The organism is Planctobacterium sp. R6, assembly GCF_055755215.1.
The window spans coordinates 108,605-128,395 of the sequence record NZ_JBVTQY010000004.1; the positions used below are offsets into that span (position 1 = coordinate 108,605).

14 protein-coding genes are annotated in these 19,791 nt (G+C 47.4%); 4 read left to right on the forward strand and 10 right to left on the reverse strand.

Translation table 11 applies throughout. The annotated features are described in order from the left end of the window. Nucleotides 1-174: 174 nt before the first annotated feature. The 5 genes from AC0J20_RS04365 to AC0J20_RS04385 all read right to left on the reverse strand — a co-directional run bounded on the left by AC0J20_RS04365 (nt 175) and on the right by AC0J20_RS04385 (nt 9,159). A complete protein-coding gene (locus tag AC0J20_RS04365) occupies nt 175-4,152 on the reverse strand; it encodes a reprolysin-like metallopeptidase (protein WP_473020755.1) in 3,978 nt (1,325 codons plus the stop codon). A 191-nt stretch (nt 4,153-4,343) separates the two neighbouring features. Then, entirely contained in the window at nt 4,344-5,567 is a 1,224-nt protein-coding gene (locus tag AC0J20_RS04370; RefSeq protein WP_473020756.1) for a hypothetical protein, read from the reverse strand. Beyond that, nucleotides 5,554-6,978 carry a DUF6844 domain-containing protein gene (locus tag AC0J20_RS04375; protein ID WP_473020757.1) on the reverse strand — a complete coding sequence of 475 codons (1,425 nt, stop codon included), beginning with the start codon at nt 6,976-6,978 and terminating at the stop codon, nt 5,554-5,556. The genes AC0J20_RS04370 and AC0J20_RS04375 overlap by 14 nt, the downstream gene beginning before the upstream one ends. Before the next feature lie 75 nt (nt 6,979-7,053). Next, nucleotides 7,054-7,674 (reverse strand): penicillin-binding protein activator LpoB, encoded by a 621-nt coding sequence (lpoB, locus tag AC0J20_RS04380; RefSeq protein WP_473020758.1) that lies wholly within the window; start codon nt 7,672-7,674, stop codon nt 7,054-7,056. A 15-nt stretch (nt 7,675-7,689) separates the two neighbouring features. Beyond that, on the reverse strand, nt 7,690-9,159 hold the full coding sequence (locus AC0J20_RS04385) for a COG3014 family protein (protein WP_473020759.1): 1,470 nt from the start codon (nt 9,157-9,159) through the stop codon (nt 7,690-7,692). A gap of 373 nt (nt 9,160-9,532) precedes the next feature. Here AC0J20_RS04385 and AC0J20_RS04390 point away from each other — a divergent pair, with 373 nt between their 5' ends. The 4 genes from AC0J20_RS04390 to AC0J20_RS04405 all read left to right on the forward strand — a co-directional run bounded on the left by AC0J20_RS04390 (nt 9,533) and on the right by AC0J20_RS04405 (nt 13,432). Further along, complete coding sequence (locus AC0J20_RS04390) at nt 9,533-10,066, forward strand: nicotinate-nicotinamide nucleotide adenylyltransferase (RefSeq protein WP_473020760.1); 534 nt, start codon at nt 9,533-9,535, stop codon at nt 10,064-10,066. 88 nt (nt 10,067-10,154) lie between these two features. After that, a complete protein-coding gene (locus AC0J20_RS04395; protein ID WP_229528918.1) occupies nt 10,155-10,847 on the forward strand; it encodes a substrate-binding periplasmic protein in 693 nt (230 codons plus the stop codon). A gap of 213 nt (nt 10,848-11,060) precedes the next feature. Then, a complete protein-coding gene (locus AC0J20_RS04400; protein ID WP_473020761.1) occupies nt 11,061-12,833 on the forward strand; it encodes an aromatic amino acid hydroxylase in 1,773 nt (590 codons plus the stop codon). Continuing rightward, a complete protein-coding gene (locus tag AC0J20_RS04405; RefSeq protein ID WP_473020762.1) occupies nt 12,830-13,432 on the forward strand; it encodes an NADPH-dependent FMN reductase in 603 nt (200 codons plus the stop codon). Before AC0J20_RS04400 ends, AC0J20_RS04405 begins: the two co-directional genes overlap by 4 nt. A 54-nt stretch (nt 13,433-13,486) precedes the next feature. Here the strand turns inward: AC0J20_RS04405 and AC0J20_RS04410 are convergent, their stop codons facing one another. From AC0J20_RS04410 to AC0J20_RS04430, 5 genes are read right to left on the reverse strand one after another with little or no spacing between them, the layout of a single operon-like run. Then, a complete protein-coding gene (locus AC0J20_RS04410; RefSeq protein ID WP_473020763.1) occupies nt 13,487-13,765 on the reverse strand; it encodes a GIY-YIG nuclease family protein in 279 nt (92 codons plus the stop codon). Then, the gene (locus tag AC0J20_RS04415) at nt 13,765-15,516 is read right to left on the reverse strand and encodes a hypothetical protein (protein ID WP_473020764.1); all 1,752 of its coding nucleotides are present in this window, start codon (nt 15,514-15,516) and stop codon (nt 13,765-13,767) included. The genes AC0J20_RS04410 and AC0J20_RS04415 overlap by 1 nt, the downstream gene beginning before the upstream one ends. Further along, nucleotides 15,513-17,792, reverse strand: a complete 2,280-nt coding sequence (locus AC0J20_RS04420) for a hypothetical protein (RefSeq protein ID WP_473020765.1) — start codon at nt 17,790-17,792, stop codon at nt 15,513-15,515. Before AC0J20_RS04420 ends, AC0J20_RS04415 begins: the two co-directional genes overlap by 4 nt. Continuing rightward, complete coding sequence (locus AC0J20_RS04425; protein ID WP_473020766.1) at nt 17,789-18,892, reverse strand: BatA domain-containing protein; 1,104 nt, start codon at nt 18,890-18,892, stop codon at nt 17,789-17,791. The genes AC0J20_RS04420 and AC0J20_RS04425 overlap by 4 nt, the downstream gene beginning before the upstream one ends. Further along, nucleotides 18,889-19,785 carry a DUF58 domain-containing protein gene (locus AC0J20_RS04430; RefSeq protein WP_473020767.1) on the reverse strand — a complete coding sequence of 299 codons (897 nt, stop codon included), beginning with the start codon at nt 19,783-19,785 and terminating at the stop codon, nt 18,889-18,891. Before AC0J20_RS04430 ends, AC0J20_RS04425 begins: the two co-directional genes overlap by 4 nt. Nucleotides 19,786-19,791: the final 6 nt, after the last annotated feature.

Below are 19,791 nucleotides of genomic sequence, written 5' to 3' on the forward strand. Positions count from 1 at the left end.
ATATAAGAAAGCTGCTCTGGTCTGTCCACACAAAACTATGCCTGATAATAAAAATAATCCTTTTAAATCATGCATATAGGTAAATTTTGTAAGCGGTTACAGATTATTGTTCAATAAACAAACAAGGTAATGCAGAAAAAAGGCCGCAATAGCGGCCCCTGATAAATTAACTGATTAGTCGCTGGCTGCAGCGGCCATCGACATTCGGGTGAGTACCGGACCAGCCAGTGGAATATCCGCTGCATCTTTGCCAAACCACACTCGCTCTGTGACCCCATCGCTACTGCGCAGAATATACTGATACTGGGTGGACGGTCGCCTTACCGCGACATCTGCTTTACCGTCACCATCGTAATCCGCCACTATCGGAATATCTTCCGACTGCTTACCAAAATTGATGCGTTGAGTCTCGCCATCGGAGCTGTTCAGAATATAGAAATACTGATTCGATGCACGTCTTACCGCCACATCCGCTTTGCCGTCACCGTCATAATCTGCCGGGACCGGGATGTCTGCCTCATCACGACCAAACACAATGCGCTCTATTTCACCATCGCTGGAGCGTAAAATGTACCAGGTGTGATTAGACGGGCGACGCACTGCAATATCCGCTTTGCCGTCGCCGTCATAATCCGCCGGTACCGGAATATCGCCTGCCTGCTTGCCAAAATTAAACCGCTGAAGTTCGCCATCACTGGAATTCAGAATGTACCAGTATTGATTCGACGGGCGGCGCACCGCAATATCGGTTATGCCATCACCATCATAGTCTGCCGGTACCGGAATATCCTCGGCCTGTTTACCAAAATTAACGCGTTGAATTTCACCATCTGAGCTGTTTTTAATATACCAGTACTGGTTGGATGGCCGTCTTACCGCCACATCGGCAATACCGTCGCCATCAAAATCCCCCGATACCGGAATGTCATTTGCAGATTTTCCAAATTGCTCCCGCAACAGCGCGCCACTGGATGACTGACTGATATACTGGAAATAATTGGACGGGCGGCGCACTCCCACATCGGCTTTACCGTCGCCGTCGTAATCAAAGGCAACTGCTGATGCATCCGGTGTTGTTACTCCGGGCAGTGGTAAGCTGACACTGTCCAGATAAACCCGATCATCGCCATTCGACACGGATTCATCTTTGGTATAAGTCCAGGTCAGTGTATGAGTACCTGCTGATACAGGCTGTGAAACCAGTAAGAAATCCTCTTCACCTGACCACCGTTTAATAAACTGGCCATCCACATAAAAACTAAGAAAATCATAATCGTATTCAGTTGAAATCTTAACGTTAAAAGTGACCGTGCCCGCCCCAAAGGTATTGGTGTAGCTTATCGTGGAGGAGCCGCGATCCTTGATTACTCCTGAGCCAAGGCTAAAAGTCCCTTCCCCGGCAGAGCCAAGTGCAAATCCCCATCCGCCGAGATCCCAGTCTTCCAGGCCCAACGGACTCTCAAACTGGAACGGTTCACCTGCGGTTGGAGCTTCGAGATCAGTTACATAAGTTCGGCTATTTATCGGCACAACGATGTTATCAATCCAGGCGCTATCCTCGCCTGAACTGACACCTTCATCCTTTTGATATTGCCAGCTAATAACGTGTGCTCCGGCCTCGATGGGGATGGTGTAAGTTTCCCAGTCTAGTTCACCTGACAGATTTCTGACCGCTCTGCCATCCAGATACACCACCAAATAATCATACTTTGCTTCGCTGGACACCTTGGCGTCAAAACTCACGAAACCTCCTGAGCTGACAATCAACATATCCAACACACTGATTTGATTGTCTGATATATCAGCAGCTTGAAGACTATTATTGCCAGAGGACGCTGCACTGTTCACCCGGGTCCAGGGGTGTTCCCCAATAAAGTTAAATCGGTTTAGCTCAGTTTGAGTTTCAAAGTCAAAGTTTACCTCTCCCACAAAGGGGTTTGAATTGGCATCATTTGGGTCGGTACCGGCCAGATATTCGTCCATGTTGGAGGCGCCATCCCCATCTGCATCATCACTTATATCTGTGGCATCCTGAGGATCAAGAAAATTGGCAACTTCATAGGCATCAGGTAGTCCGTCATTGTCTGTGTCAGTATCATTCACCGCCGTGCCAAGCAAAGCCTCTTCAATATTAGACAATCCGTCAGAATCCAGGTCGCCGCTGGCATCTGATGCATCATTGGCATTAAGACCGTTTAAGGTTTCAAAACTGTCTGACATGCCATCGCCATCGCTGTCGGATGTCACGGCAGCCACCACAGAAACACTGGTTTGTGAAACACTGAAGAAAATATTGTCTTCGCAGGATAATCTGAATCGATAGTCTCCCGTTTGTTGTGGCGCGGTCACCACTGCCAAACCGTCGTTGGTCAGACCCGTTGCTACCGTTGTAAAACTGTTGCCGTTATCGCTTGTCACATCCAATGCGATTCGGCTGCAGTCAATTGGCGCATTTTGAGTACCCGCGGTGTTCCAATACAACAAAGATTGGCGCGCAGCTTCCCATTGCAACTGGGCATCAGGTTTTAGCAATCGAAATTGCTGGCCTGAATTAACCGTAGATACCAGCATCGCATCTGTTGTTACGCCACCATTCCCGTCTCTTGCCGTGAGCCTGAAATTGAGTTCGCGAGAGGTTGTTGCGTAAGTCTCACCTATAGTACTGGTGCCGGACATGACATCCGACATTTTCGGTAATGTCCTGGCGGGTGTGCTTAGCGGGGTAAATGAGCGAAACAACGGGCGACTGCCGTTATCTACCATAGTTTCAGGGCTGGAAGAGGACGTTCCGATATCCAATTGCTCCCAAATGTACGTTAACGAATCACCATCGGGATCACTGCCAGAGCCGGTCAATGTAAAGGGCAAATTTACCGGTATTGTATAGTCGTTACCCGCATCCACTGATGGCTGAGTATTGTTTAATGCTGAAGTACTACCACAATTCCCCCCGGCGCCATTATCGATGAAATCACGGATCTCTTCGATAGAGCCAATATGGAAAATCGGATCGGAGTTTTGCTGCAAATTTTGTGTCGCGCAAATGCTGGCATAAGCCATAATGGTGGAACCACTTCCGGGCTCCCAGGCCGTTCCACCATTGCGATTGCCATCACAAAAGCCTGCCGTGCCATTAAAGGTGTGATTTCCTCGAAATTGATGGCCTATTTCATGGGCGACATAATCAATATAAAAGGAATCGCCGCTTGGAACAGGAGCTCCCGTCACCCCTGACGCTTTACTCGCCGTACATACGACTCCCAATCCGGCGAGGCCGCCTCCTGCCGTGTTTACGATATGCCCAATATCATAATTACTGAAACCAATGGCTCCATTGATGACGCCCGCATTCAAATCTATATCGTCTGTATCATTATTGAATGGATCGGATGTGGCATCCGTAAATACCAGTGCATCATTACCTGCCACCAGCTCAAATTGCACCGCCAGATCCACCAGATAGACTTGATTGACTCGATTGACCATGGCATTAACAGCGGCCAGACCGTGTTCAACCGTTCCGCCGTGATAGGCCGTGTATTCTGCTGCGGCAGAGACCGCCAGACGATAGGTACGCAATGTATCACCGGTGGCGATGCGTTGCGCAGAATCAAACTTGCGTTCGCTGATATAGGGTTTCAGTTTCGAAAAATCTTCAGTAAATCGGTGGGTTGTATTAGGAATAGCCTTGCTGCGCAAATAACTGATGTAGTGACGGGTTTGGTTGCTCACCTGCGGTTCCAGAAATGCCCAATCATTCTTGTAACGATACATGCCATGCAGCCCAAGCAGGCTAAAGCTGAACCGACCAATATTTTCGCCAAATTGGTTTAACGCTTTGTAGGACCTGATACCAGGATATCTGGCAGCCAGTTCCGGAGCCATAACGCTATCTTCAATCAAAGTAAGCGAGATGTTTTTGCCATCTGGTGCGGGGATCAAGAGTTCAACCTGACTTTGTCCCAACATGAATTGCTTGCGCATTGGTTCATGTTGAAAATTAATATAGCGCGCGTCCAAAGCCCGGGCATTCAATACCTTGCCGGTCAAATCCATTTTCTGGTTGTTTTCCTGCCAGAATTGATTGGCAGACACAACAAAAGAACAAAAAGCGGCCAACGCTGCCAGTATCTTAACCCTGCTAAAACCCATCTAAAATCCCTACCTGTATTCTAAAACCAAAGCATAGTGCAAATTGCCGGCATTATGTAATGCGTCATATCACCGATTAAACGTTAACGAGATAGCCACCGCGATTATTCCCTTATTGGTTTAAACAAAAAAGCGCTCGTTACTGAGCAACGAGCGCTTTTGCAACCTGATAACATGCAATCTAACAGGTGCTATTGATCATCAATGATCACCCCACCCGCCGGTGAGGGCTCAGGTTTCTTTTTAGCTGCGCCAGGCAGCACAATACCACCGGCAGCAGAGGGTTTGTGTGTGGCGTTCGCAGGCGGTACGGGTTGATTTTCGCCTTCATGGTAAAGCACAACATCATTATTCAGGCGCACAATGGAGCCAGCGACCATATCTTCGATATTACCCGATACCACACTGGCATAGGACAGTTTCGAGGTCACCCTGACAATGCTCACCTGTCCAACGGGCAACTCCACGCGCCCAAGAGACTCCTTTGTATAAGGGTCTATAAGTTTTTCACCAAGCACAAAAACATCATACAATTCGCCCACTTCCAGACTCTTACCGCCCTGATTCAATACTACAGCGTTGTGACTGTTGGAGACCACTTTCAGTGGATAAATGGCATTAACGATATCCCGGGATATCTTTGACGCTGTGTACAAATCGGTTAAGTCAGTATCCAGCATCGCCTTGTCCTGCCACTTCACCTGTCTGGTAGACAGATTAATGATCTTGTAACTGACCTCGCTATACAGATCGAGGATATCTTTGCGCTCTCCGGTAAACTCGTTGATTTCGGTACGTGAATCATCAAAAAATGCCACTTCCCCTACCACCAGATAATCCAGCCCCAATACCTGCGATAAACGCACTTTTTCACTCAGGGGCGTATCCGCGCTCATCAGCAACGCTTTTTCTTTCTGGTATTCAGCATTGTGCTCACGGTCTAGCACGGCAAAACGTCGGGATTGCACTAAATGGGTTTGCAGATTCTCGGCAAACTCTTTGCCGTAACGGCCATCAAACGGCGCAACTACCAGCTTACGTCGCTTGTCTGGCGACAGTCCGGGACTGTCATACTTTGGAATAATCACGCGTAAATCTACTTCGCACTCTTCATCACAATAACTGTTGAGCACTTCATAACTCTTTATTTGTCCCCGGGTTTTCATGGTGGTGATGTTTTCCAGTGCAATACTGGTAATGGCATCACCATTGACTTTCAGTTGATTGGCCTGACGCCATGACTGACTATTGACGTCAACCCCATGTACCTGTGCAATTGCACTCACTAATCCCTTTTCGATTGCAGTTTCTTCGGTCAGCCCCCTGGCAGTTAACTCCACCGCAACATCCTTCGCCAGAACCAAATGGCTGCTCAGCAGTAACGCTGCGCAAGCGATAGTCTTAAAAGTCGTCATCATCGGCTCCATCACTTTCACCTGAAACAGGGGTTATGGTTGCTTTACTGCCTGATGGCTTATTTTTCTTTAGTTCTTTATTGTTTTTGAATGCGCGAGTGGCCTGCTCTGCCATCGGATGCCACATCAATACAACGCCATTGATTTCACGATTGGTTACCGGATGTTTGCTGCTCCAACGCTTTACCTGTTGTAACCCCACCAATCCCTTCACATTTGAGCTAACTTTTGACATCTGGCTAATCTCTTTGATCACTTTAGCCACTGTCTGCTCCTGGGTTTCAATATCGCCCGGTGAATTCATAGTTGCAGAAGCCGTTCTGGATTTGTCACTGGTACTGCTACTGGCTGCTTCCACTCTGCCGACTAAATTGTAAGTTTCCGCGATGTGAGCAAATGCATTTAGCTCGGCATCCAGGTAACTGAATTCACGATTATCTACACATTCCTCATAATCTGCCGGGTTGCAATCATTGCCTGCCATTCCAAACGACAGCAGTACCGGATAGCCTTTTTCATCCCAGTGAATTTTAGTCCCTATCTGATACATCAGGTTGTCCTGATGTTGCTCCAGATAATCCAATACCGGCAGTTTTGCCTTTTCCGGCTCCGGTTCAATATTGCCTTTGCTCTTGCGCAGCGATGCCAGGAAGTTCTTTTTCCTGACCGAAGTGGCTATAACAACAGATACGGCGGTGTTACCATTGCTGTCTGTTTTCTCGTAAGACTTCATAATCTGGGTGCCGGTTATGTCCCCCATAGACACAGTTTCAACCGTCTGAGTAACGGCTTTTTGCATCATGGTTTTGCGCTTTGAAGGCGGGGCCGCATCATATTCCTCAGGGTTAACTCCAAGTTCCCGCAATTCACCATCCACCGTAGCATCAGCCAGGGCTACAATCTTATCCAGTAAAGCTTCAAACTGACTTTGCGCCTGAATTTCCTCAGGTGTAAACTCAGGTAACTGATTGCTTTTAAAACTCTTGCGAATCGTTTCGGTAGCGACATTGGTATACAGCTGCTTAAGCATGGCTTCACGCGCTTTTTGCATTGCCTCAGTGTAAGCCAATACCCGGGCATCCCCCCAACCTGATTCGGTGGGACGCAAACTGATTATAGCCGTACCGGCGTGCATGAATACTTGTTTATTTTGTGTTGCAAACTTTCGGCGCTTATCCCTGATGTATTGCTGGGCTTTTTCATCTACATAGGCTGCAGCATCCGCCGGTTTTTCTTCCTGAGCTTGCACGACTTCCTCACCGGTGGCTGCGGGTTGCTGTGCCTGTTCTTCAATCATCACGACATCGAGTATTTCTCCCGCCTGTGCCGAAGATTGCGCAACACTTTGGCTGGTGAACATAACAGGGGTCACCACCATAAACAGGGTTAAAAGTTTTTTAGTACAACACATAAGCATTCCTTTCTTTTTGTTTGTGGACAAACCGGAAAAAGGCTTGGGTAAGCCTTTTTCATCTGTTGCTCTTAGTTACCATGAAACTGAGTCGTTACGGCCCGTTTTGGCTATGGGGTATTCCCCTTCCCAATAGGCCAGCCCAGTTTCCAGCTGTGTCATGGTTAACTGAAAATAATACTCCACCAGTTGTTTTGAGTTGCTCACCTTGCTGGTACGCTGAATAATCTTGCCACTTAAGCTAAAGTCAGGCGCGTAAACCTGTCCATCTTTTTTGGTGGTATTTTGGTTCATCAGGCTGGAGTCTTGTAATTCCCGTGATTTAGCTGTGCTGCTGTCTTCGGGGCCAGCACCGGTAAAACTCACCGCCGTAGTGGTTAAAAACTTGCCGCTGTTTAACAGACCGACCCGGATCTTTTTCACCAGTTGATCAGTATCGATGCGCTGTGTGGTGTCGTTAATAATGTTGTAAATGGACAAGATATAACGCCCACCTTTATCAGCCTCAGGGTGAACTAACAATGGACTGGCAATAATCTCATCCAGAGCCTGGTTCGCTGCGGCCTCAAAATCTCTCTGCGACAGTCCCATTACAACGGTATCTTCATCATGGGTTGATACGTATTTAGTGGTTGACTGGCAACCTGACATCGCCAGTAAAACCGGTATAGTGGTAGCAATTAAAAGCTTTTTCATTTATTCAATTCCTTATTAAAGAGAGATAACTTCAATTCGAGGTGCAATATTTCGGTTGATCGCTTTCACATAAACAATGTTGTTTTTAGTAGGATCAATTTCAACACTCAAAGGTTGACTTAAGCCAGCTGAATCTATGCTGAGCGTAGATTGCCCGTCATTTTCCACCATCAAAGCCTGAAACGATTTAGGCAAAATACTCCAGGTGCGGGTATCGGCTTCGGTAGTCGCCGCCTGTAAAATGCCGGTGGCAAACCCCAGGTAGGCGTTGCTGTCATTCACCTGCTTTTGCGCCACGGTTTTTACAATTGTGCGGGTAATTTCGCGGGTCAGAATCAATGGAAACTCTTCTTTAAATTCCGCTTTGATGATCTTATCCATGTCAGCCACCACTTCCGAAGAAACGCCATTCACCATAAAGCCATTAAAATAATCAGGCTGGTCCACCAACTTCGGCAATGCCATTCCCACATAGTTCACATTACTGGAAACCAGGAACACCGGCAGATCAATACGAAACTCATCCAGTTTCGCCATTTCCCCGGCCTCAAAAATAACCCAGGTTTTATTAATGCTGTTAAGGTTAACATCACCAGACTGCACCTGTTCAGCAAGCGCCTGCGTATTGGCAGCAACTGCGGTATTGGTGATACCGGAAACCCGCTTGAAACTATCTACAGCTTTACCCAGATCCGCTGAATCTTGCGCGGTCAACATAAAAAACAAACCGTGCATGAAGGTAGAAAACGGGTTGATATAGCCATCGTACGCTGACCATTCCGACATATCGATGCCTTCTTTAGCCAGGATTTTTTCCGCTTCAGATAAACTCTTATCAACATTGTCATCAGACGATTTGTCACCTTCTGACTCCAACTTTTCCTTTTCTTCTTCAGCCGCTTTTGCCTGTGCGTCTTTTTTCTCGTTTATACGCTCAGCAAAAAAATCCGCAGCGCGACGCTGTCTGTCATCGGAGCGGTTCCATTCCACCCGGGCATTCGCGTGATCACCCAGCGCGGTAAAGTTAATCGCTTTGTAGGTGTTCACCATAATCGAATCGTACACCGACTGTTCATAGTCCAGGAAAGTATCATTGGTTAAAGAGGAAGCAATACTTTCGCCTGCCGACTCCACCATATTTTCCGTGTCTTCGCCGTACATAATGTCTTCTATGAGGTCAAAAAACTGATTGGATTGTACGTAATCCCCTTGCATGCGATAAATTGCTGCGGCCTGCATACCCCACAACTGGTCGTCCAGCAGCGATTTTTCGGCGTCGTATTCCGCTTCATCCAGTGCCAGTGTCAGCGCTTCATTGACGTTCCCGGCAGCAATGTGTTGACTAAATTTAGCGGAATCGCTGTCGGTCTTAAATGCCCCGCCTATTCCGGAGGTTAAACTGGAAAAGGGGCTGGAGCCGTTTCCTGTTGAGGCACAGCCCGACAGCGCCATTGCCCCCATCATGCAAAGAATTACTTTTTTCATGTTGTTTCCTAAAACTGGTGTTGAAAAACAGGGGGAAGGGTAAAGTCGAAAAGTCCCTTTCTTTTTGAATCCCTGAACGCAGCCTATTCACAATTGCTTACAAATCAGACCGACAGGTTGAATATACTCAACTTTTTTAAAGACTGTCAAATGGCATTGAGTGATCAGTCCTACCACTTATAAAAAGACAGACAATCAGAGCAATGCTGTTTTTTGCAAAACTTCCTTTGTTCACCGTGGGTTAAACTGCCTTTGCCCAACCAGATGGTTCGCGATAACTCAAGCATGAATTTTTAATGACAAGGACAATGGCTGATTGTGGTATCGTTGCACCACGATTATGGATTTCTGTTGTTACTCAATTTACCAAACGATGAAAATAGCAATTTTCGGTTCAGCCTTTAATCCACCGACTTTAGGTCATTGCGACGCCATCAACTATGTGCTGGAACAAGGTTATGAGCAAGTCTGGCTGATACCTTCTTTTCAACATGCCTTTGGCAAGCAAATGCTATGCTACGAGGCGCGCCTGAACTTGCTGAACGCCTTTCAGGAAGATTTGGCAAACCCTGCTGTAAAGGTGTGTGCCGTTGAGCAACACATTGCCAGGGACGAGCAACCGGTATACACCTGGGATGTCCTGAATCACCTGCAGCAGACCCACCCCGAAAGCGAATTCGCCTTTGTTATCGGACCGGATAATCAGGTTAACTGGCACAAATTCTATAAGGCCGATGAGATAACTCAGCGCTGGCAAGTTATTGCAGTTCCTGAACGTCAGGCCATCCGCAGTACCCTGGTGCGCCAGGCCATCAACGAAAATCGCCCGATTGCACAACTGGTCACGCCCTCTGTCGCAAACTTAATAATCACTAAAAAGCATTACCGACCCAACGCATCGCATTAAATATGTCATAAAAGCCACTTTTAATTGCGTTAATCTCAAGATTATACTTAACTAAATCTAAAACACCCTGCTGTGTAAGGTGTCGTCTGTGCGCATCAAAATACTGCCAAAATTGGCTGCCCTATTGTTATTCATCAGTTCGCCTGTATGGGCGGAATATCGTGTTGTGATGGAGCCTTCACCGCCGTTTCAATTTATTGTAGATAATGAGTTGAGAGGGCCGGTGGCGCTATCAGTTCGCGCTAAATTTCAGGCCGCCAATCTGACCGCCAGATTTGAAATGTATCCCTGGAATCGCGCCTACAACCTGGCTGCTACAGAAAAAAATGTTTTTATCAGCAATATCGCCCGAACACCTGAGCGAGAAAACTTATTCAAGTGGATTGGTGTGGTGCATTCTTTTAATTTTGCCCTGATCAGTATTAATGAACTTATCATTGCGGAAGAGCTGGACGACGTTCGCCCCTACACGATTGCCGTACAACGCAACGATATTGCGCACAACTATCTGAAAAAGATGGGGTTTTCTGAAGACAAAAACCTGTTCGTTACGGCTGACATCACGGAATCCTGGCGATTACTGAACAAGTTGAAAGTGGATTTTGTAGTAGAAGATATCGATATTATCGACGTGATGGCCAGAGACTACCTGACCGAAGGAAAGACCGTCGCCCATCGTCTGTTGCTGCCGGAAATGCGTTTTGACACCTGGCTGGCAGCCAACCCATCAATTAGCGATCAAACTATTCAATCCTTGACACAACTTTTCGAGCAGCCATGAGCCCTGCAAATGTAATAATGTAAATAATTCTTAACATTTAAAGTCAACGTCAAAGCCGCCGGTCTATTGTTGCAGCCGGCAAATTTCACTAGATTTGTGCCCCATTGTTAGCCGTCAGGTCTAAAATTAAACGACCAGCTGCAAATTGGCAGTATTCGCACTCTGAAAAGTGCGGCAGACGGCAAAGAGCCAATTTTATTCGAGGAATCCAAGGTGAATTCACAGCAAGAAATTATCGACAGCCTGCCCTCACATTTACGTCCCTTTATTGCATGGCAAGACTATCAGCTGTATACCCCCAGAGATCAGGCCGTATGGCGTTTTTTGATGCACCAACTGGTGCAAAATCTCAGTGAGTCAGCCCATCCAATCTATCTGGAAGGGTTGCGTAGAACCGGCATCAACATAGAAGAAATCCCCAAAATTGAGGTGATGAATGAACACCTTAATGACATCGGCTGGCGTGCAGCCGTAGTCGATGGTTTTATTCCTCCCGCCATTTTTATCGAGTTTTTAGCGCATCGGGTACTCGTGGTGGCAGTTAATATTCGTTCCTATGCGCATATGCTATATACACCCGCCCCCGATATTATTCATGAATCGGCAGGCCACGCGCCTTTCATAATCGATATTGACTATGCAGAATATCTGCAACGCATGGGTGAACTGGGTCGTCGCGTTATCACCAACAAAGGAGATATCGAGGTTTATGAAGCAATACGCGCTTTATCTATCGTAAAAGAAAGTCCCAATGCAAAAACTGAGCAAATTGATGCCGCAGAAGCTCACTTGAAAGACGCCATCGAGCGCAAAAAAGAAGAGCCTATTTCAGAGGCTGCCTTGATGTCGCGCCTGCAATGGTGGACCACTGAGTATGGATTAGTCGGTACTATTGATGATTACAAGATATATGGTGCCGGCCTGCTTTCTTCTCTGGGAGAGAGCTTAAACTGTCTGAACGATGAGAAGGTAAAAAAACATCCACTAACCCTGCGTGCCATCGCCACCGATTACGACATTACCCGCGAACAACCTCAGCTGTTTGTGGCCCGTAGTTGTCGTCACTTAAGTCAGGTAGCCGAAGAATTTGCCAGAAATCTGGCCTGTTACAAGGGCGGTAAATATGGACTGGACATGGCGATACAGGCTGAAACAGTCAATACCGCTGTGTATAACTCAGGTCTGGAAGTCAGCGGGTTGTTTACCGATGTGATGTACGATCCGATGGGCAACCCGGTTTACATTAAAACAACCGGACCAACACAACTGGCCTACGAGGAACAACAACTGAGTGGGCATGGCATCGAATACCACGAGCACGGCTTTGGTAGCCCGGTTGGCAAACTGGTGCAAATCACCAACTGTTTATCCACCTATCACATTGACGACCTGAGAGACCTGGGCATTGAAATTGGCAAACGGGTAACACTTAACTTTTTGTCAGGTGTTACCGTCAAAGGCTTACTGAAAAACATCACCCGTCGCGATGGTAAGAATTTGTTGTTCACCTTTGAAGACTGTCGCGTTTCTGATCTGGACAACAATACCCTCTTTGACCCCGACTGGGGCACTTTCGATATGGCCGTGGGCTTCAAAATAGATTCCGTCTACGGTGGCTCAGCAGACCCGGCCGCATACCCCTTGTATAACAATCCATCGGACACTGCGACTATTGCCGGGGATTATGATGAGAGTACGCAACAGTTGTTTAACTGGTATGAAAAAGCACGACGGTACCGGGAAGATGACAGCATAACCGCCGCTCAGGTGGAAGATTTGATCCGCTCCTGTCAAAATGCGGTAGAGAATGAGTGGTTATTGATTTTTGAGCTTTTAGAGCTGGCCGTAAAAGCCGGAGCTGATCAGGCATTAGCTGAATCTCTGGAAGCCAGATTAAACCACCTGTTAAACGATGAAACTGAAGAAAACCAAATTCTGATCCGCTATGGATTAAGCAGAATTGCAGCGCAAAAGGCAAATGCATGAATAAAATTACTATTATCTCCGGCAGTCACCGCAAAGGCTCTGAAAGCCTTAAAATTTCCCGGGTGATGAAAGAAAAACTGGAAGCCCATTCCAACTGTGACACGGTTGAGATTATTGATTTAGCTGAAGTTAAACTGCCCTTTTGGAGCGAATCGTACACCGCTGACGAGCAAGCCATCATAGATAAAGTTGCCGGGCAACTGGAATCCTCTGATGGTTTTGTGGTGGTGAGTCCGGAATGGCATGGCATGGTCACATCGGCCCTTAAAAACTTGTTTTTATTGTTTACCAGCAAACAGTTTGCCCACAAGCCAGGCCTGATTGTTTCTGTTTCTGCCAGCGTCGGTGGTAGCTATCCCATCAATGAATTACGTACCAGCAGCTACAAAAACAGCCGTCTGTGCTATCTGCCAGAACACTTAATTGTGCGCCACGCGGGTACTATCTTTAACGGTAAAGAAGACGACGACAAGAAGGCCGAAGCATACATTGGTAAACGCGCATTGGCTTGTGCCGGAATGCTTTTAGCTTATTCGGATGCGTTGCGCACTGCCCGTGAAATGATGCCGGATATGAGTGATTTTCCGAACGGTATGTAATACCAGTGTAAGCAAAATTAGCTCTCTAAAAGCACCACACATAGTGGTGCTTTTTTATTGCTCATCAGAAAAGTCAAAATACACGGGACTGGGCGCCTGTTTTACCAGCCTCTCCTTTTGTTTTTTGGTTAGCGCTTTAATCTGATATTCGTATTTTGATGCCAAGGAACGGCCATCGACGGCCATAAACCACGCCAGTTCAAAAGGTTTGTTGCGCAGGTATTTAGCACCAGTCCCTTTGCGATGGGCAGCCATTCGGCTCTCCAGATCGTTACTGATACCACAATACAGCGCCTGTGTTTTTTTCACCCTCAACAAATACACGAACCACATCAACGTTTTCGCCACCAAAGGTATGCGGCAGAAAATAACCACAACAGAGCAAACCAATAGGCTGCAAGCGGACGATAATAGGTCTCTGCTTTCTCCGGAGTTACCGAGCTGCGACGGTTTAATTCATCGATGATTTGATGTATCTGAAAGGCGCGGATATCAGCAAAGGCGTCAGGCTCATAGGCATAAACGGCTGAACTATGAGCCACATCTGCATTTTCTAATATCAACTGATACCAGCCGGATTGTGTTGGCCAGAAATAGCCACAGGCCATTGAATCTCGTTGAGGCGCTGCCGTCAGGGGAATAGCATATTGCTCAGTGCCGGATTTGATGCTGAGCCGGGCTTCTGGCGACGTTACCAAAGCACAAACCTTGGTGCGCCAGTTGACATGGTTAATGACATTGGGCTCCTGAGGCAAAATACGCCCATATGCATACAGTGGCAGAGCCGCGGAGATGAGTGTTTGCCAGTAGCGACTGTAAGCCGTACGTTGCTGTTCTCGCTGTAAGATAAAACTGTCTGACAACAGGCTAATGACAATACTGCCCGCCCCTAACCGGTGCTTCACCGCGACGGTCTGCCCCTGTCCGGTACGTATTAGTGTCTCCCCCATATCAGAATCCGGGAAACGCAGTTCGGCAACCTTTAGCGCTGCCTCAAACTGAAAATCAGATAGCCAGAACGGCTGCACATTCTGTTCACCCGGTTGATAATTTTCCAATTCTATGCCCAATTTCAATAACCAGTCAAAATCCACCAGGCTTTCATCCGCCAGCACAATGAGTCCTTTACCGGCACGCACCTCATTCTCAAGAGACCCCAGCTGAACCGGATTTAAGCGGCTCAGCTTGCGGCCATCCATCACCAAAAGTCGGCTGTTATCACGGTTTTGCCCGTCATCAGATTTTTGCGTCAGGGTTTTGTTTGTACTGATATCGATGTCAGTCATCACCGACTGAGCATCAGCCAATAACCAGTTTTTCAGATTATTGAGTTCTGCATTGGGGGCCGATGCCCAAATCAGGGTGTTTTCCTGAGTTCCGTTTTGTACGTATAAATGTAAATCTGCCAGCAAAGTATAGTCAGCACTTTTCAGTTGATAGTGTACCGGCCCCGCCGCTTTAGGAATAACCTGCAATCTAAAAGGCTCTCCTGATTTAACCGTAACACGCCCTACCGTTTCCCCTGCGATATCCAATAAATTCAGCTGCTGTAAAGACTTATCCAAAAAATGATAGCGACCTGCAATGGTTAACGTCTGGCCCAGATACAACTGTTTTTGCCAGTTGAGCTGGCTGAATCCCTGTTTGGGCACATTCTGCATAACACTGATGCTTTCGACGTTTAACTGCGCTACCTCTGATAGCGGAAATTGTGCACCATTCAACTGCAATTGCGACAGCGTTGGATATATCACTGACAGAGCCTCAAGGCTCATTACAGCAGACATATCAGGAAAATGAGGATTAACCCCCAGGCTGATGTTATCCCCTTTGGGTAACACCGGCATCGGATCTCCATCCGGCAGATGCAGGGTGACGACCTGCCCAACGGTATCCGCTATTTTGGGTTGCAGGATCAAACCACAGATCGCCAAAAAAATACCAAGATAGGCCAGTATCGTCAGGGTATTGGCAGCAACCGGGTATTGTCGGTGCTGCAATGTCAGGCGCACTGCAAAACTGCAAATCAGCAGAAGCCCTATTAACAACATCCACTGCCAGACAGAAGGCTGCTCGATAATCACTGTGCCTCCTGATACTGGCTCGTTGTCATTGTTTCGGTGCTCAAATAATTTCGCTGATGAATAAAGGGCTCGGCCTGTGGCTCAGCCAGCAGTTGCCAGAACTTTTGCACCAGCCGTTGCTGACAATCCGGACAACTCTGTGGTTGATATTGTTGATTGGCCAGAATCGTTTCTAATTGCACCTGGGTCTGAATCAAGGCGGGCCGATTGGGTACCTGAGATTTAATCCAGGCCAGTACCTCTGTTAACAATTTTACGGTATCAGTATCTGGCGAGCCACTGCCCATCGCAACGCCCTGGTAGGCACTTAGCAATAACGCCTGGCTGTTATCATCGGCCTGAAATTGCACGCCTGTTTGCGGGCTTAACACCTCATCGAGTTCGCCTGTTAATCTCTTCTCTTCTGAAACAGGTGGCGGTTCAAATCCCAACCGTTTAACGTAAATACGATCCGCCTGGCGGGCCAGTTTCAGGTATTTGAGCGCCTCTTCTTCAAAGGGCAGTGCCTTGTCCGGCTCTCCTAACATCAGGTGTAATTCGGCACTCCACATTTGTTCCACTGAACGCTTCATATAGGCCCTGGGATTATATTTAATGACGGGACCGATATCGGCGTCCCCATGGTTATGCCCATACTGACTGATCAAAGCCATCCTGCCACTCAAATCACCACTGGTGTTGTCTTCACCGTGCTCATGATGTGCATGTCCTGCCTGATGCGATAGCTCAGGCCAGGCGGATTGCTCTTCCTTTGAGTCATGCTCATGACTACCGGTGTTCAGATGCGGCGCAAACTGACTTTCTGACTCTTGCTCATGTGCTTTGTGATGCTGTTTTGAATGTTCGTGCTCATCCTCATGTTGCTCCACTTCCGACACCACATACATGTCCACACCTTCAAACTCATCACCTAAGTATTGTCCATAACGCTGCTTTAGGTCCGATTGAGCCAGTCCCAGCTGACGGGAGGTTTCATTAAACACGGTCTTGTCCAGTTGCTCTTTGTCCTGCATTAACTGCTTGGTCTCAATAATGATTTGTCGTTGGCTTTTGAAATACTCCAACTCGAGGTCTGTTACTATGCCCTCTGCAGTGATTACTGCGGCTTCTTCATCTAACCATTTCACAATCAGGGTAGGAGATTTACCTTCCTGTGCCCCCGAAGGTAAGTTGTCCCAGGCCACAATACTGAGATACAGTTCGTCGCCGGGTGTCATCTCAAGGTTTCGCAAATCCCAGTTTAGTTGCAAGGCCTGTTGTTTTTGACCTGACTGAAAGTTATCTAATGGCCGCTCCAGATCACGAAATTTCACCGCTTCACCACTGCCCCGGGCCAACGACATTCTCACTCTGGCTTCTGACAACCCAAAATCATCAGTGAGTACCACGCTCAACTGCAATTGCGGTTGCTGTTCTCTGGCAAAGACCAGGGTGGATGATGGCAACTCAGTAAAACGCACATTAGGCACTCTGTCAGGCTGTACCAGAATGCTGTAAAAGCCCTGTTGATACACCTCATCGCCTACCCGCAAATGATAACTCTGACTCTGGGTCAGCCGCGCATTAAATCGCGCTGTGTTACCCTGCCATTGGGGTATCAGAGTTTCACCGTCTGATAATTTTAAGGCGAGTTGTTCAACTTGCTGGTTGAAGCTCAACAGCCATTCAATATCGCTGTCCTGCCAGCTTTCGATGTTCAGCTGCTGAAACTGTTGTTCCGGCAGTTGCATGTAATCCGGAGCACTGACCCGCACCTGAGTCGATTCCAGTACCACAACGTTTGGATTATCGCTACGTACAGTGCTTATCGGAGTAGATGAAATTAACGGCAGCCAGAAAACAACTGCAGCGAATAGCAGCAGTACTGGCCACTGATACCGCACCGGCGGCAGTGTTTGGATAAATTGCGTTTTTGATATCTGCTCAAGAGCTTGTTGGGTCCGGGCTTTCTGCAGACTTTCCAATTGATTTAAAGCGTGCGGCTGCAACAACAATTGCGTGCTGTATTGCAGCGCATCAAAGTGTTGGTTTAAATGCCTGGCCAGTTGCGCCAGCGGTATCGCGCTAAACCCTCCGCGTAAAACCAGCACCAGAAACGTCAAGAAACTCAGGCACCCGGCAATGCCAAACCCCATCGAGAGTGAGCTTATCAGTTTCCAATCTATCAGTAGTTTGCACGTGGATACGAAAAATAACGAAAACGCCAGCCACATCAGAATTGTTTGTATCGCTCTACGTTTTCGCAATACAGACTGAAAAACTGTTAACCGAGTCATTCAGCCAACCTCTGTTTATTCAGTTTAAAACTCAGCAGACGCTCCCCTAACCACACCAGTAACAATGCTAAAATTAACAGTTCCTGCCAGGGCTGCTTTACCGGGTGACCTGATTGAGAACGCTGTAGTTGCTCACTCACCTGGTTTGCCGCAATTGCACCTTCGCGACCTGCATTGTGATACAGAGCCAATAGAGATGCCGCAAACCAGGGTTGCTCTGGCCATGAATCCAGTTTTGTAAGCAATTCAGGATGAAATAAATGATGTATCTGACCGGAGAAAAACCGGCGCAGTGTTATCGGCGAGCCATCGTCGTTAAACCCTGCCACCAGTGAGTGCACCTGAGGTTGTTCTGCATGGCTGAATATCTGAGCAGAAGCATTTAATAGGCTAAAATGCGATTCCTGCAATGGCTGTCCGCTGAGATTGATCAGCATGTCATAATTATGAGTTTCAGACCTGGTCGTTGAATACAACTGCACATCCACCTGTAACTTTGGCAAAGTCTGTAATTTCTGCGCCATTAGATTTGCCAGTGATTGCGTTGTACCAGAGGCTAAAATTAACCAATTTGCTGCATCGGCGGGCCCCCGATATTGCTCAGCGATATGCCAGAAAATATTGTCACGGCCTGCTACTCTGAATTCGGGCACCATAGCGGCACTATTGCGCACAAATACATGTTGAGAACTGGCAGCAGGCAACTGCGCCAGAGTGGCCATTAATTCAGCCCCACTTACGTCTTTGCGTATTAATGTGGCGCCCTCACTCAACAATTCTGCGTATTGGTTTTGTTGCTGCGTTGAGAAATACTGTGGCCAGTCTCCGGGCACCAACACATAAGATTGCGACGATTTAACTGCAGGTAATAACCACTGTGCCAGTAGTAACGCCATCAGCACAATCATCAAGCAACGCAGCAACAGCAACCACCATTGCTGAATCCGGTAATTGGGTTGTTGCGTTTGTTTAGCCTTCAGCAAAAATTGCAGGCTGCCCAGATAAATGTGTTTGCCTTTATCCGGATCTAACAAATGAATGATAACCGGCACCACTATCGCCAGCGCAAACAGCAAGCCCAGTGGCAATAAAAAGCTCATCGTCCTTGCCTCGTGCGTTGCTGCAAAAACTGGGTGATGGCTTCGCTAAAATCATTGTCCACCGACAGGCGTTGCAGATTAATGGCTCGCTGATCGCAATGACTGGCCAGTTGCTGTAGCCAGGCTTGTTGTTCTGCTAAAAAGCGCGTTTTAACGCTACTGGCATTGACCTTTCTGATCTCCCCGGTTTCCAGATCTTCAAATTTAATAAAGCCGCGGTAATCAAATTGCAGCTCCTCCTGGGAGTGCAGATGCAACAGCAGCACATCATTTTTCTGATGCTTTAACAGCGACAGGCAATCACTGATTTCGGAACCTGATTGATAACAATCACTGATAAATACCACCATGCAGGCTTTACTCACCAGCCCGGTTAAGTGTGATTGCCAGTGAGTACCAGGAAAAGCGCCGGTGCTATTGTGTTGCTGCAACGCATTCAACACCCGATACCAGTGAGCCCGGCCACTACCGGTTGCGGTAATATCCAGACCATTATTATCAATTAATGTCAGTGAAAAAGGATCGCCCTGTTTTTGTGCCAGATAAGCCAGCGCGCCAATCAAATACTTGCCGTAATTAAATTTACTGAGGGCCCCTTGTGACTGGCTGATGAAGTTCATGGAGGCGCTGCTGTCCAAAATAAAATGAATACTTCGTTCACTTTCCCGTTCGGCTTCCCGCACGAAGTACTTGTCACTACGGGCAAACAGCTTCCAGTCGATTTTGGCAGCTTCATCGCCCTGTTGGTACACCTTATATTGATTAAAATCGGTGCCTACGCCCTTGCGTACACTGGGATGATGACCACTTAAATAGCCTTCAGCGATGGTGCGGGAAATAAATTCCAGATCATCGTATTGCAGCAGTGCCAACAGCTCTTCGGGTAACGCCATGAAATT

Coding starts and splice junctions, on each gene's coding strand:
- AC0J20_RS04365 (WP_473020755.1), bottom strand. CDS start 4,152: ATGGGTTTTAGCAGGGTTAAGATACTGGCAGCGTTGGCCGCTTTTTGT.
- AC0J20_RS04370 (WP_473020756.1), bottom strand. CDS start 5,567: ATGACGACTTTTAAGACTATCGCTTGCGCAGCGTTACTGCTGAGCAGC.
- AC0J20_RS04375 (WP_473020757.1), bottom strand. CDS start 6,978: ATGTGTTGTACTAAAAAACTTTTAACCCTGTTTATGGTGGTGACCCCT.
- lpoB (WP_473020758.1), bottom strand. CDS start 7,674: ATGAAAAAGCTTTTAATTGCTACCACTATACCGGTTTTACTGGCGATG.
- AC0J20_RS04385 (WP_473020759.1), bottom strand. CDS start 9,159: ATGAAAAAAGTAATTCTTTGCATGATGGGGGCAATGGCGCTGTCGGGC.
- AC0J20_RS04390 (WP_473020760.1), top strand. CDS start 9,533: ATGAAAATAGCAATTTTCGGTTCAGCCTTTAATCCACCGACTTTAGGT.
- AC0J20_RS04405 (WP_473020762.1), top strand. CDS start 12,830: ATGAATAAAATTACTATTATCTCCGGCAGTCACCGCAAAGGCTCTGAA.
- AC0J20_RS04410 (WP_473020763.1), bottom strand. CDS start 13,765: ATGTGGTTCGTGTATTTGTTGAGGGTGAAAAAAACACAGGCGCTGTAT.
- AC0J20_RS04420 (WP_473020765.1), bottom strand. CDS start 17,792: ATGACTCGGTTAACAGTTTTTCAGTCTGTATTGCGAAAACGTAGAGCG.
- AC0J20_RS04425 (WP_473020766.1), bottom strand. CDS start 18,892: ATGAGCTTTTTATTGCCACTGGGCTTGCTGTTTGCGCTGGCGATAGTG.
- AC0J20_RS04430 (WP_473020767.1), bottom strand. CDS start 19,785: ATGGCGTTACCCGAAGAGCTGTTGGCACTGCTGCAATACGATGATCTG.